The 12,778-nt window shown below is 67.8% G+C and carries 12 protein-coding genes; 4 read left to right on the plus strand and 8 right to left on the minus strand.

Annotated elements, in window-relative coordinates:
• Positions 1 to 96: 96 nt before the first annotated feature.
• Positions 97 to 1,416, plus strand: a complete 1,320-nt coding sequence (locus ABE454_RS04380; protein ID WP_346529458.1) for a PQQ-dependent sugar dehydrogenase — start codon at positions 97 to 99, stop codon at positions 1,414 to 1,416.
• 23 nt (positions 1,417 to 1,439) lie between these two features.
• Here the strand turns inward: ABE454_RS04380 and ABE454_RS04385 are convergent, their stop codons facing one another.
• Both ABE454_RS04385 and metK read right to left on the minus strand, forming a co-directional pair.
• Positions 1,440 to 2,669, minus strand: coding sequence for an argininosuccinate synthase (locus tag ABE454_RS04385; RefSeq protein WP_346529461.1), 1,230 nt, complete (start codon positions 2,667 to 2,669; stop codon positions 1,440 to 1,442).
• 188 nt (positions 2,670 to 2,857) lie between these two features.
• Positions 2,858 to 4,057: a methionine adenosyltransferase gene (metK, locus tag ABE454_RS04390; protein ID WP_346529463.1), complete on the minus strand. Its 1,200-nt coding sequence runs from the start codon at positions 4,055 to 4,057 to the stop codon at positions 2,858 to 2,860.
• Between the two features lie 240 nt (positions 4,058 to 4,297).
• Between metK and ABE454_RS04395 the strand changes: the two genes are divergently transcribed.
• Complete coding sequence (locus ABE454_RS04395) at positions 4,298 to 5,560, plus strand: Glu/Leu/Phe/Val family dehydrogenase (protein ID WP_346529465.1); 1,263 nt, start codon at positions 4,298 to 4,300, stop codon at positions 5,558 to 5,560.
• Positions 5,561 to 5,582: 22 nt separating this feature from the next.
• Here ABE454_RS04395 and ABE454_RS04400 read toward each other — a convergent pair whose 3' ends face one another.
• The 4 genes from ABE454_RS04400 to ABE454_RS04415 form a co-directional block, all read right to left on the minus strand.
• A complete protein-coding gene (locus ABE454_RS04400; RefSeq protein WP_346529468.1) occupies positions 5,583 to 6,389 on the minus strand; it encodes an SDR family NAD(P)-dependent oxidoreductase in 807 nt (268 codons plus the stop codon).
• Positions 6,390 to 6,400: 11 nt separating this feature from the next.
• Complete coding sequence (locus tag ABE454_RS04405; RefSeq protein ID WP_346529470.1) at positions 6,401 to 6,877, minus strand: Rrf2 family transcriptional regulator; 477 nt, start codon at positions 6,875 to 6,877, stop codon at positions 6,401 to 6,403.
• A gap of 87 nt (positions 6,878 to 6,964) precedes the next feature.
• A complete protein-coding gene (gene glpK, locus ABE454_RS04410; protein ID WP_346529472.1) occupies positions 6,965 to 8,473 on the minus strand; it encodes a glycerol kinase GlpK in 1,509 nt (502 codons plus the stop codon).
• A gap of 77 nt (positions 8,474 to 8,550) precedes the next feature.
• Complete coding sequence (locus ABE454_RS04415; RefSeq protein WP_346529473.1) at positions 8,551 to 8,778, minus strand: hypothetical protein; 228 nt, start codon at positions 8,776 to 8,778, stop codon at positions 8,551 to 8,553.
• A gap of 64 nt (positions 8,779 to 8,842) precedes the next feature.
• On the opposite strand from ABE454_RS04415, the gene ABE454_RS04420 reads away from it, so the two are divergent.
• Positions 8,843 to 9,817, plus strand: a complete 975-nt coding sequence (locus ABE454_RS04420) for a threonine ammonia-lyase (protein ID WP_346529476.1) — start codon at positions 8,843 to 8,845, stop codon at positions 9,815 to 9,817.
• A 53-nt stretch (positions 9,818 to 9,870) separates the two neighbouring features.
• Entirely contained in the window at positions 9,871 to 10,326 is a 456-nt protein-coding gene (locus ABE454_RS04425; RefSeq protein WP_346529478.1) for a MaoC family dehydratase, read from the plus strand.
• Between the two features lie 114 nt (positions 10,327 to 10,440).
• Here ABE454_RS04425 and ABE454_RS04430 read toward each other — a convergent pair whose 3' ends face one another.
• Together ABE454_RS04430 and ABE454_RS04435 are read right to left on the minus strand one after the other, a co-directional pair.
• The gene (locus ABE454_RS04430; protein WP_346529481.1) at positions 10,441 to 11,370 is read right to left on the minus strand and encodes a Gfo/Idh/MocA family oxidoreductase; all 930 of its coding nucleotides are present in this window, start codon (positions 11,368 to 11,370) and stop codon (positions 10,441 to 10,443) included.
• Positions 11,371 to 11,491: 121 nt separating this feature from the next.
• Positions 11,492 to 12,652, minus strand: a complete 1,161-nt coding sequence (locus ABE454_RS04435) for a DegT/DnrJ/EryC1/StrS family aminotransferase (RefSeq protein ID WP_346529482.1) — start codon at positions 12,650 to 12,652, stop codon at positions 11,492 to 11,494.
• Positions 12,653 to 12,778 lie beyond the last annotated feature (126 nt).

Raw genomic sequence — 12,778 nt, forward strand, 5'->3', positions numbered from 1 at the left:
CGGCGGGGCCGTCAGAGAGAATACGCCGGCCGGTCGACCGGAGATGGATGAAGGTTGGCCTTGCCATAGGCCGAGCGCAAGCGCCAGCATGGGGACATGAAGCTGAATTCCCTTGCGACCGTCCTGACTTTCGCCGTGGCGACCACCCTGATGACGGGGGGTTCCGGGCCTGCCGCCGCCCAGACGGCGGCGCGGACCTATGCCGTCGAAGGCGGCTGCGACGGCCGCCCGGCGACCGGGGTGCGGATGGCGCCCGGCTATTGTCTGGGGCTGGTCTGGCAGGGATCTGCGCGTGAAGCGGGGCCGCAGATGCCGCGCGGCCTGATGCCGCTGGAGGGCGGCGACTGGCTGGTCACCGATCTTGGCGCGTGGGAGGCGGGCAAGGGGGCGGTGTGGCGCCTGTCGTTTGCGGCGGACGGCGCGGCGCGCTGGCGGCGACTGGCGGGCGGACTGTCGATGCCGCACACGGTCAAGCGCGGGCCGGACGGGCGGATCTATGTGTCCGAGATGAACCGCATCCTGACGCTGGACCCCGACGCGGCCGATGCCCAGGCCAGCGTCCGCACCGTCATCGGCGACCTGCCGGACAACCGTCTGCATGACAACCGCCACCCGCTGTCCAGCTTTGTCTTCGACGGGAACGGCGACCTGCTGGTCAATGTCGGGGCGCCCAGCGACCGCTGTCTCGATGCGGCGGGCAAGCCGAAGACGGATGCGCGCGGGGCCTGCGTCGAGGACGCCGCGACGGCACAGGTGCGGCGCCACGCCTATCTGGGGAACGGTCGCTGGGCGGAAGACAGCACCGTCTTCGCCAGCGGACTGAGGAACTCCATCGCCCTGGTGCGGCACCCGTCGGGCACGGTGCTTCAGGCCGAGAACTCGGTCGATCTGGAGACGCCGGATCATCCCTATGACGAGATCAACGTCCTGACGCAGGGGCGTCATTACGGCTGGCCCTATTGCGTCGATCTGGCCACGCCCCTGCCGGGCTGGCCCGCGCGTCAGGCGCGCTGCAATGAGCGCGAGAAGCCGATCGCCCTGTTGCCGCCGCACGCGGCGCCGCTGGACCTGATCTATTATGAGGGGGCGATGTTCCCCGAACTTCAGGGGCGGTTGCTGATGACCTGGCACGGTTTCCGCCGCACGGCCGGGCGTATCGTGGCGGCCGAGACGGATGAGACGGGGCGGCCTCTGACCGACATCGGCGGGCGCTACGCCATCTATCCGCGTGGGGCGCTGTCCTATCCGGCCGGGGCGCCCAGCGTGAACGGCAAGGTGCTGACGCCGGGCTGGGACAAGATCGCTGGGCGCCATCCGCGCGGCTCGCCGGTGACGATGGCGACGGCGCCGGACGGCTCCATCTGGGTCACGGATGACAGAAGCCGGGCGATCCTGAGAATCGCCCGGCCCCGGTAGGCTTGGGTTTTTGAGAGGGCGGCTTAGCCCTTCTGGCCGTCCCGCTTGGCCAGAACGCGCAGGCGCAGGGCGTTCAGCTTGATGAAGCCTTCGGCGTCCTTGTGGTCATAGGCCTGGACGCCCTCCTCGAAGGTCACCAGATCCTGATCGTACAGGCTGTTGGGGCTTTCACGGCCGATGATGGTGATGTTGCCCTTGTAGAGCTTGACGCGGACCGTGCCCGACACCTTTTTCTGGCTGTGGTCGATGGCGGCCTGCAGCATCTCGCGCTCGGGGCTGAACCAGAAGCCGTTGTAGATGAGCGAGGCGTATTTCGGCATCAGCTCGTCCTTCAGGTGCATGGCGCCGCGATCGAGCGTGATCGACTCCATGCCGCGGTGGGCGGCCAGCAGGATGGTCCCGCCCGGGGTCTCATAGACGCCGCGCGACTTCATGCCGATGAAGCGGTTCTCGACCATGTCCAGACGGCCGATGCCGTTGTCGTGGCCCAGCTGGTTCAGACGGGTCAGCAGGGCGGCGGGCGACAGGGCCTCGCCGTCGATGGCGACCGGATCGCCCTTTTCATAGGCGATGGTGATGATGGTCGGCGTGTCCGGCGCGTCTTCCGGGGAGATGGTGCGCTGGTGCACGAACTCGGGCGCCTCGACGGCCGGGTCTTCCAGCACCTTGCCCTCGGACGAGGAGTGCAGAAGGTTGGCGTCGACCGAGAAGGGGGCCTCGCCCAGCTTGTCCTTGGCGATGGGGATCTGGTGCTTTTCGGCGAACTCCAGCAGAGCCTCGCGGGACTTGAAGTCCCACTCGCGCCACGGGGCGACGACGCGGATGTCGGGCTCCAGCGCATAATAGCCCAGCTCGAAGCGGACCTGATCGTTGCCCTTGCCGGTGGCCCCGTGACAGACGGCGTCGGCGCCGACCTGACGCGCGATCTCGATCTGGCGCTTGGAGATCAACGGGCGGGCGATCGAGGTGCCCAGCAGATACTGGCCCTCATAGACGGTGTTGGCGCGGAACATCGGGAAGACGAAGTCGCGCACGAACTCTTCGCGCAGGTCGTCGATGAAGATGTTCTCGGGCTTGATGCCCAGCTTCAGCGCCTTCTCCTTGGCGGGGGCGAGCTCCTCGCCCTGGCCCAGGTCGGCGGTGAAGGTCACCACCTCGGCGTTATATTCCGTCTGAAGCCACTTCAGGATGATCGACGTGTCCAGCCCGCCCGAATAGGCGAGGACGACTTTCTTGGGGGCGGGCTTGCTCATCGGTCGGAGAGTCCTTTCAGAAGACGCGGATCAAGAGACGCGGGGGAGGCGTTCGGCGCGCTTAAAGGACCAGACGCGCCGCGATGCAAGGGTGTGATTGGCGCCAAGAGGGCCGAATGCATCGAGGGCGCCGCGATCAGACCCGCGGCGCCCCCGTTTCAGGCTGGATTTTCAGCCGTTTGAGGGCGTCAGGCCGTCAGAGCCTTGAGCTGGTCGACGAGGTCGGTCTTTTCCCACGAGAAGCCGCCGTCGGCGTCGGGCGTGCGGCCGAAGTGGCCATAGGCGGCGCTGCGGCGGTAGACCGGCTTGTTCAGACCCAGGTGCTCGCGGATGGCGCGCGGCGAGGCGCCGCCGATCAGACGGGGCAGTTCACGCTCCAGCACGGCCTCGTCGATCCTGCCCGTGCCATGCAGGTCGACGTGGACCGACAGGGGCTTGGACACGCCGATGGCGTAGCTGATCTGGATGGTGCAGCGGTCGGCCAGACCCGCCGCGACGACGTTCTTGGCCAGGTAGCGGCAGGCATAGGCGGCCGAACGGTCGACCTTGGTCGGATCCTTGCCCGAGAAGGCGCCGCCGCCGTGCGGGGCTGCGCCGCCGTAGGTGTCGACGATGATCTTGCGCCCGGTCAGGCCGGCGTCGCCGTCCGGCCCGCCGATGACGAAGGTGCCGGTCGGGTTGATGTGCCACTCGGTCCCGGCGGTGATGAAGCCGGCCGGCAGCACCTGTTCGACATAGGGCTTCACGATGGCGGCGACCTGATCCTGGCTCAGGTTCGCCTTGTGCTGGGTCGAGACGACGATGGAGGTCGCGCGCACCGGGCGGCCGTCTTCATAGTGCAGGGTGACCTGGCTCTTGGCGTCGGGCTCAAGGCCCGGCTCCTTGCCGGAATGGCGGGCCTCGGCCAGGGCCTTCAGGATGTTGTGGCTGTATTGCAGGGTGGCTGGCATCAGCTCGGGCGTTTCGTTCGAGGCGTAGCCGAACATGATCCCCTGATCGCCCGCGCCCTCGTCCTTGTCGGCGGCGGCGTCGACGCCCTGGGCGATGTGGGCCGACTGCGGGTGCAGGTGGTTCTGGAACTCCAGCGTCTGCCAGTGGAAGCCGTCCTGCTCATAGCCGATGTCGCGCACCACGCCGCGCACCGTATCTTCGATTTCCTGCTGAACGCCCGGCGCCCAATTGCCTTCGACGTCCATGATGCCCTTGCCGCGGATCTCGCCGGCCAGCACCACCAGATTGGTCGTCGTCAGGGTCTCACAGGCCACCCGCGCCTCGGGGTCCTTGGACAGGAACAGATCGACGATGGCGTCCGAAATCTGATCGGCGACCTTGTCGGGGTGGCCTTCCGAGACGCTCTCGGAGGTGAAGAGGAACGACGAACGGGCCAAGGCAGGCTCCTGCGTGACGACAATGCCGCCAGACATATAAAGATATGCTTATACCTGCAAGGCGACATCTTCCCCTGAAGGTCGAATGACGCCGGGTGCGAACGGAAACTTCCGCCTTCGCAAGTGCAAGATAGTTCTTGCGCCGCAGCATTCTCCATGTCAGCAAATTCCAGTTCTTCGCGAACTGAGTACAAATTCGTTCTTTTGACCTGAGTAATTGCCTAGACGTTTGGAAAGATAATGCCCAACCCGAACATTCTCGACTCGGCTTTGACGCGCCTTGATGAGGCGGCCCGCCATGTTCAGATCGACAGCGACGTGCTGGAGAAACTGAAATATCCGCGCGAGACGATGAAGGTTCGGTTGCTGATCCGCATGGACGACGGGTCGCGCAAATCCTTCCTGGCGTGGCGCTGCCGCTATGACGACACGCGCGGTCCGACCAAGGGCGGCATCCGTTTCCACCCCGACTCCACGGTGGAGGAAGTCGAGACCCTGGCCTTCTGGATGACGGTGAAGTGCGCCGTCACCAACCTGCCCTACGGCGGCGGCAAGGGGGCGGTGCAGGTCGACCCCAAGAGCCTGTCCAAGGCCGAACTGGAGCGGCTGTCGCGCGCCTATGTCCAGGCCTTCGCCGGCATCATCGGCCCGGATCGCGACATCCCTGCGCCCGATGTCTACACCAACGCCATGATCATGGGCTGGATGGCCGATGAATACGCCTCCATCCAGGGCGAGGCGGCGCCAGCCGTCATCACCGGCAAGCCGATCGCGCTGGGCGGTTCGGTCGGGCGTGAGGACGCCACGGCGCGCGGCGGCTTCTACCTGACCTGTCACCTGACCGAACGGCTGGGCCTGCCGACCGAAGGCCTGCGCGTGGCGGTGCAGGGCTTCGGCAATGCGGGCCAGCATGTGGCGCGCCTGTTCCGCAGCATCGGGGCCAAGATCGTCGCCGTGTCGGACTCGGGCGGCGCCGTTTACGCGGCCTCCGGCCTCGACGTGGACGCCCTGCTGGCGGCCAAGGCGGCGGGTCATTCGGTGGTTCAGGCCGAACACGGCGGCAAGACCATTTCGCCGGAAGACCTGATCGCCGTCGAATGCGACGTCCTGGCGCCCTCGGCGATGGAGGACATGATCCACGACGGCAACGCCGCCTCGGTGCGGGCGAAGGTCGTGCTGGAACTGGCCAACGGCCCGATCACGCCCGAGGGCGACCGCATCCTGGCGGACAAGGGCGTCGTGGTCCTGCCCGATATCCTGGCCAATGCGGGCGGGGTGACGGTGTCCTATTTCGAATGGGTCCAGAACCGCCAGGGCTATTACTGGACGCTGGACGAGGTGCAGTCGCGCCTCAAGACCATCATTGAAACCGAGGGCGACGCCGTCTGGTCGATCGCCGAGGACAAGGGCGTCACCCTGCGCACGGCGGCCTATATCCACGCGCTGGGCCGCCTGGCCGCCGCCATCGAGGCGCACGGCACCCAGCAGTTCTTCACCAGCTAGGACGCGGGGAGGGCGGCTGCGTCTACAGACGGTCCAGCCGTCTGGCGTGGCCGCCGACCATCTTCAGCGCAAGGGTGTCGGGCAGCAGGCCGCCCAGCGCCGCCAGCACAATGTTGGCGAAGCCCGGCGTCACGCGCGGGCGGTTCGCCTCGACCGCGTCCCAGCCGATGCGGGCCACGCGGTCGGCGTCCATCCACATCCACTTCGGATAGGCGGACGAGACCTGTTCGCGCGAACCGTTGACGTCGTGGAACTCGGTATAGGTGTAGCCGGGGCACAGGGCGGTGACGTGGACGCCGGTCCCGCGCGTTTCCAGCCACAACCCCTGCGACGCCTTGATCAGGAAGCTCTTGATCGGGCCGTACAGGGTGTCGCCGCCGGTCGCGGGCATCTGTCCGGCCAGGGAGGCGACGTTCAGCACCCGGCCCCAGCCGCGCGCGACCATGCCGGGCAGCAGCAGGCGCGACAGCTCGACCGGCGCCGTCAGCATGACGCGGATCATGGCGGCGTGGTCGGACGGGTCCGTGGTCAGGAAGCCTGTGGTGCGGCTGAAGCCTGCATTGTTGATCAGGCCGTCGACGCTCAGGTCTCGCGCCGTGATCGCCTCGACCAGACGCGCAGGCGCGTCAGGTTCGGCCAGATCGGCGGGGATGACGGTCGCGGCCACGTCATGCGCCGCCGTCAGCTCGTGCGCCAGCGCCTGCAACGGCCCCTCGCGACGGGCGGTCAGGATCAGGTCGTAGCCGCGCGCGGCGCAGACGCGGGCCAGCGCCGCGCCGATGCCCGCAGAGGCGCCGGTGATCAGAATGGTGCGGCGCGCTTCCCCCAAAGCCGCCTCCGTCAGGCTGCGTCGGCGTTGGGGCAGCAGGGATGCGGCGCGAAGGGGCGCAGCACCTCGGCGTCCTCGGCCAGCAGGTCGGCGATGGTGATCTTCGACAGGGCCGCGCCCGCCGCCTGATCCGCCGCCGTCAGGGCCTTGGCCACCTGACGTGGAATGTGCTGGCCGACCGGGCAGCCCTTGGCCCCCGCAGGCGGCGAGCCCAGCTGGGCGCAGCCGTTCACGGCGCGCAGCACCTCATCCAGACAGATGTCTTCCGGCCGCCGCAGCAGCCACGATCCGCCCGAGGCGCCCGGACGGGTCGCGATCAGGCCCGCCTTGGCCAGCAGGGCGGTCACCCGGCGGATCACCACCGGATTGGTCGGCACCGAAGCCGCCAGGACGGCGCTCGGCTCGGCCTCGGTCGCCGCATAGGCGCCCTTGTGGGCCAGATAGGCCAGGGCGTGGGCGGCGACGGGAAAACGTTGGCTGTCAGACATCTGGGTTCATGCTCCGGACTGATAGGTAGGCCTTCCGCGCCCGTTTCACAAATCAATCCGCAACAAAAACTGTTTTATATTGCACGATCAATCGCCTGCAGCAGGCTGGGCCGCTGCGATCGCCGCCCGCACCGCCCCGCGCCAGCCGTTCAGCAGGCGCTCGCGCGCGTCCGCCTTCATCTGCGGCCGCCACACGGCGGGCGCTTCGGCCGGGGCGGTCCACAGTTCGCCCGTCAGCCCCACGCCATAGGCCGCCAGCCGGGCCGCCCCCATGGCCGTCATCTCCTGGAAGGCGGGGCGTTCGACCTCGACCTCGCAGATGTCGGCGATAAACTGCATGGCGAAGGCGTTGGCGGTGACCCCGCCGTCGACCTTGAGCCGTTTCAGCGGCGGCGCCCCGTCCTTCGTTAGGGCGTCCAGCAAGTCGCGGGTCTGATAGGCCAGACTCTCCAGCGCCGCCCGCACCATGTGCGCCGGACCGCTGTCGCGGGTCAGGCCGACGACGGTTCCGCGCGCCTCCGGCTCCCACCACGGCGCGCCGAGGCCAGTGAAGCCGGGAACCAGATAGACCCCGCCGTTGTCCGTCAGCGACTGGGCCACGGCCTCGGACTGGCGCGAGTCCGACAGCACCTTCAGCCCGTCGCGCAGCCACTGGATCGCCGATCCGGCCGAGAAGATGGACCCCTCCAAGGCATAGGCCGCCTCGCCGCCCGCCGCATAGCCGAGCGTCCCCAGCAGGCGCGAAGTCGAGGTCACCGGTGCATCGCCGACATTGGCCACCAGAAAGGCGCCTGTCCCGTATGTGATCTTGGCGTCGCCCGCCGTCAGCGCGCCGTGGCCGACCAGCGCCGCATGCTGATCCCCCGCCGAACCGTGAATAGGCAGGGCGCGGCCCAGCAGGGAAGGATCCGCCTCGCCCAGCAGGGCGTCACAATCGCGGATTTCCGGCAGGGCCTCCATCGGCACGCCGAACAGGTCGCACAGGTCCGGGCGCCACGCGCGCGTCGTCAGGTCCATCAGACTGGTGCGAGCCGCGTTGGTGGCGTCGGTGACGTGGCTTTGTCCGCTCGTCAGCTTCCAGATCAACCAGGCGTCGATGGTGCCCAGCTTCACCTCGCCGCGCGCCGCCCGCTCGCGCGCGCCGGGCACGGCCTCCAGCAGCCAGGCGTATTTGGAGGCCGAGAAATAGGGGTCAAGGATCAGGCCCGTCGCCGCCTGCACCATCGCCTCATGTCCTGCCGCCGCCAGCCTGCCCGTCGCCTCGGCCGTGCGCCGGTCCTGCCAGACGATGGCGCGGTGCAGAGGCTCGCCCGTCGCCGCGTCCCAGATCACCGAGGTCTCGCGCTGGTTGGTTATGCCGATGGCGGCGAAACGGCCGACGCCGCCCGCCTTTCTGACCACCTCGCGACAGGTCTGCAGGGTGGCGCGCCAGATCTCGGCCGCGTCATGCTCGACCCAGCCGGAGTGCGGGAAGTGCTGCGCCAGATCGATCTGGCTGACCGCGACGGCGTTGAAGACCCCCTCAGGCGAGACTTCAAACGCGATCGCCCGCGTCGAGGTGGTGCCCTGATCAATGGCGAGGATGAGACGGTTCATGAGACGCGGCTTTTCCAGATTTTGATCTGATCGATGGCCAAGGCCAGAAGACTGTCGAGTTCATCGATTCCGCCTCGCTAGACTTGCTCGAAGTCCTGATCGTCATTCGTATCTACAGAGCGTGCCGTCACGACAAGCGCGCCCATGACAGGAGGCTCGATCGCGACCTGAAAACAGTCGCGGCCGTCACACCCGGAGACATAGAAAAAGCGCGCGGGGGCGTTCGCCCATTCCCTGAACACGACCCACCCCTTTTCGGCGGCCTGACGGTCCAGTTGCGCGTCCATGAGCAAATAGGGGTTCATAAGACCGTATCCTGCGTGGCGCATACGAACTCGACAAGCCGACAGATGAAGGTATCGATCTCTCATGCATACGCCCAGCTTCCCCGGCGTCGTCGACGCCGCCCGCCAGATCGCCTCCGCCGCCGTCCGCACGCCGCTGATCGAGCATCCGGCCCTGAACGAGGCCGTCGGCGGCCGCGTCCTGATGAAGGCCGAGACGTTTCAGGTGGCGGGCGCCTTCAAGTTCCGCGGCGCCTATAACCGCATCAGCCGCCTGACAGACGAAGAGAAAACGCGCGGCGTCGTGGCCTATTCCTCCGGCAACCACGCGCAGGGCGTGGCGGCGGCGGCCAAGGGCGTCGGTACGCCCGCCCTGATCGTCATGCCGTCCGACAGCCCGGCGGTAAAGGTCGAGGGCGTGCGCGCCTTCGGCGGCGAGGTGCGCTTCTACGACCGCTGGACCGAGAGCCGCGAGGCCATCGGCGCCGAGATCGCGGCCGAGCGCGGCTCGGTGCTGGTCCCGCCGTTCGACGATCCCTTCATCATCGAGGGTCAGGGCACGGTCGGACTGGAGATGCTGGAGCAGGCGGGCGTGCCGATGGATCAACTGCTGTGCGGCGCCTCGGGCGGCGGACTGATCGCCGGGATCAATCTGGTCATGGCCGAACAGAGCCCGGACACCCGCGTCATCGTGGTCGAGCCCGAGGCCTTCGACGACACCCGCCGCTCGCTGGAGGCGGGCGCCCGCACCGCCCATCCGCAAGGGTCGCCCTCCATCTGCGACGCCCTGATGGCGCCGATGCCGGGCGAACTGACCTGGCCGATCAACCGGCGTCTGGCGGGCGCCGCGACCGTCACCGACGCCGAGGTCGCCGAGGCCATGCGCTTCGCCTTCCGTTGGTTGAAGCTGGTCATCGAGCCGGGCGGCGCCGTGTCGCTGGCGGCCCTGCTGGCGGGCAAGGTCGAGGCGAAGGGCCTGACTACCGGCGTCGTCCTGTCGGGCGGCAACGTCGATCCCGGCCTGTTCAGCGCGATCATCGAGGGGCGGTTCGCGGGGTAGCTCTTGCTTCCGCCCCTTCCGCGCGCAAGGCTGGTGCAAACGGGAGGCGTTACATGACCAAGGCCAGCGAACTTCAATCCCTGATCGGACAGGAGGTCGGCGTCAGCCGCTGGTTCGCGCTGGATCAGGCGCGCATCGACGCCTTCGCCGGTCTGACCGAGGACGAGCAGTTCATCCACGTCGATCCCGAGCGCGCCAAGGCGACGCCTTTCGGCGGGACCATTGCGCACGGCTTCCTGACCCTCAGCCTCGCCTCGGCCATGAGCATGGATGCGGTCGCTCCGCTGGATGATCTGGTCATGGGGGTGAACTACGGCTTCGACCGCCTGCGCTTCCTCGCCCCGGCGCCGTCCGGATCGCGCGTGCGCGGCCGCTTCAAACTGCTGTCGGCCGAGGACAAGGGCAGCGGCCGGTGGCTGCTGAAGCACGAACTGACCGTCGAGATCGACGGCGGCGACAAGCCCGCCCTGATCGCCGAATGGCTGACGATGCAGGTAGTGAAGGCCTAAACTCTCCCCGCTCATCCCGGCGGACGCCGGGATCCAGTGCTTTGGCCCCAGACGCCGCGCTTGCAGTTCTCACTGGGCCCCGGCGTCCGCCGGGGGGAGCGGAGTATCAGGCGATCACTCCTCCAGACACCTCAGCGCCACTTCCAGATTGCGCAGGCCGTCTTCGCCGCTGACGGCCGCCGTCTCGCCGGTGCGGATGGCGTGGACGAAGGCCTCGTGCTCCTTCTTGAGCGGCTCGGCGGGCCAGGCGTTCAGCATCCGCGTGGAGTATGAGCCGTCCGGCTGCTGGCCGAAGAATTCCGTCACCTGGCGGGTGATCAGATCGGCGACGATGAAGCGGCTCTTGGTCGCCACCTGCAGGACCCGGGTCTTGTAGGGCGTGACCCAATTGGTGGTGATGTGGGCGATCACCCCATTGTCCATGCGGAACTGCAGCAGGGCTGAATCCTCACGCGACGCGTGGGTGTGGCCCAGCAGCGACTGGACCTCGGTCATCTCCGACCCCGTCAGGTGGCGGATGATGTCGATGTCGTGCACGGCCAGATCGATGACCACCCCGACCTCGCCCATGCGCGGCGGGAAGGGGCCGACGCGGGTGATCTGGATGGAGATGATCTCATCGCCGTCGATGGCGCGCTTGACCGTTTCGACCGCCGGGTTGAAGCGCTCGACATGGCCAACCATCAGCACGCAGTCATTGGCGCGGGCCGCATCGATCATGGCCTGAGCATCGGCCACCGTGGCCGCGATCGGCTTCTCCACCAGCACATGAACCCCGGCGTTCAGCAGGGCCACGCCCAGTTCGGCATGATAGCGGTTCGGCGTGGCGATGACGGCGGCGTCCAGCCCGGCGGCGACGAAGGCCTCGGCGGTCGTCACGGCGGTCGCCCCATAGGCGGCGGCCACGCCCTCGGCCGTCACGGCGTCGGGATCAAAAACGGTCGTCAGTTCGACGTCGCGCAGTTCGGACAGGACACGCGCATGGTTGCGGCCCATGACGCCTGCGCCCGCGACGCCGATCTTGAGGGGGGTCTGCTGGATCATGCGATCTCTTTTCTCTTCGTCATCCCGGAAGCCCGCAGGGCTGTCCGGGACCACCGGAAACACCGGCGTCTGTTGCGGTCCCGGCTCTGCGCTGGCGCTTCGGCCGGGATGACGGGGGCGATCAGGCCTTGAAGCTGGCGACGGCGGCGATGATGCGGTCTTGGGTGTCCGCGTCCAGATCAGCGTGCATCGGCAGGCTGATCACCTCGTCCTTCAGCCGTTCGGTGACGGGCAGGCCGCCCGCGCCGCGCGGATAGTGCTCATAGGCGGGCTGAAGGTGCAGCGGGATCGGATAATAGACCGCCGTCGGCACGCCCTGATCCTTCAGATGCGCGGCCAGGGCGTCGCGGTCTGAATGCTCGACCGTGTACTGCGCCCAGTTGGAGACATTGCCCGCCGGGACGTCCGGAACCTTGGCGACGTGGAGGCGCAGGCCCTCATTATAGCGGGCGGCGGCGGCGTTGCGCCACTCGATTTCCTGCGCGAAGACCTTCAGCTTCTCGATCAGGACGGCGGCCTGAATGGTGTCCAGACGGCTGTTCAGGCCGACGCGCATGTTCAGATATTTGGGGTCGTGGTCGAAGGTTCGGTCCTTCAGGTCGACGCCGACCGCCTTGCCGTGAACCCGGATGGAATCCATCAACTGGGCCAGTTCGTCGTCATTGGTCAGCACCGCCCCGCCGTCGCCGTAGCAGCCCAGCGGCTTGGCCGGAAAGAAGCTGGTGGTGGTCACGTCGGCCCATTTCAGCGGGTGTTCGCCGTCGATGGTGCAGCCGAAACCCTGCGCCGAATCCGAGATCAGCTTCAGGCCATGTTTGTCGCAGACCGCCTTGATGGCCGGGTAGTCGGCGGGCTGGCCGAACAGGTCGACGGCGATGACCACGCGCGGGGTCAGGCGGCCCTCGGCCTTGATACCCTCGATGGCGCGCTCCAGCGCCGCCGGGTCCATGTTGTAGGTGTTTTCGTCCACATCGACGAAGACCGGCTCGGCGTCGAACCACGGCACGACCTCGGCCGTGGCGGCGAAGGTGAAGCTGGGCACGAAGACGGCGTCCCCGCGCCCGATCTCCCAGGCCATCAGCGGCAGAGCCAGGGCGTCGGTGCCGTTGGCGCAGCCCAGAGCGTGCTTCGCCTTGCCGAAGGCGGCCAGGTCGGCCTCAAACTGGCGCACCTGCGGGCCCATGACCCAGGCGCCGCCGACAACGGCCTCCTGAACGGCGACCTCGATCCTGCCGCCGAGACGCAGCCGCTGGGCCTGAAGGTCGATGAAGGGAATGGTCATTGCGATGTCGCTCTCTCGATAGGGTCTGCGCGGCGGCGGATCGTCTTCCGGGGCGCGGACGCGAAGGCGGGTCGTCTGTGTCAGTCTGCGTCCTACCAAAGCGGCGGGGTGCTGAACAAACCCCCC

It is taken from the genome of Brevundimonas diminuta, from assembly GCF_039673845.1.
Lineage (GTDB): Bacteria > Pseudomonadota > Alphaproteobacteria > Caulobacterales > Caulobacteraceae > Brevundimonas > Brevundimonas diminuta_E.

Excerpts from the sequence above, each read along its gene's own strand:
- ABE454_RS04415 (WP_346529473.1), bottom strand. The coding sequence starts at position 8,778 with ATGAACCCCTATTTGCTCATGGACGCGCAACTGGACCGTCAGGCCGCC.
- ABE454_RS04380 (WP_346529458.1), top strand. The coding sequence starts at position 97 with ATGAAGCTGAATTCCCTTGCGACCGTCCTGACTTTCGCCGTGGCGACC.
- ABE454_RS04405 (WP_346529470.1), bottom strand. The coding sequence starts at position 6,877 with ATGTCTGACAGCCAACGTTTTCCCGTCGCCGCCCACGCCCTGGCCTAT.
- ABE454_RS04395 (WP_346529465.1), top strand. The coding sequence starts at position 4,298 with ATGCCCAACCCGAACATTCTCGACTCGGCTTTGACGCGCCTTGATGAG.
- ABE454_RS04420 (WP_346529476.1), top strand. The coding sequence starts at position 8,843 with ATGCATACGCCCAGCTTCCCCGGCGTCGTCGACGCCGCCCGCCAGATC.
- ABE454_RS04430 (WP_346529481.1), bottom strand. The coding sequence starts at position 11,370 with ATGATCCAGCAGACCCCCCTCAAGATCGGCGTCGCGGGCGCAGGCGTC.
- ABE454_RS04385 (WP_346529461.1), bottom strand. The coding sequence starts at position 2,669 with ATGAGCAAGCCCGCCCCCAAGAAAGTCGTCCTCGCCTATTCGGGCGGG.
- ABE454_RS04425 (WP_346529478.1), top strand. The coding sequence starts at position 9,871 with ATGACCAAGGCCAGCGAACTTCAATCCCTGATCGGACAGGAGGTCGGC.
- glpK (WP_346529472.1), bottom strand. The coding sequence starts at position 8,473 with ATGAACCGTCTCATCCTCGCCATTGATCAGGGCACCACCTCGACGCGG.
- ABE454_RS04435 (WP_346529482.1), bottom strand. The coding sequence starts at position 12,652 with ATGACCATTCCCTTCATCGACCTTCAGGCCCAGCGGCTGCGTCTCGGC.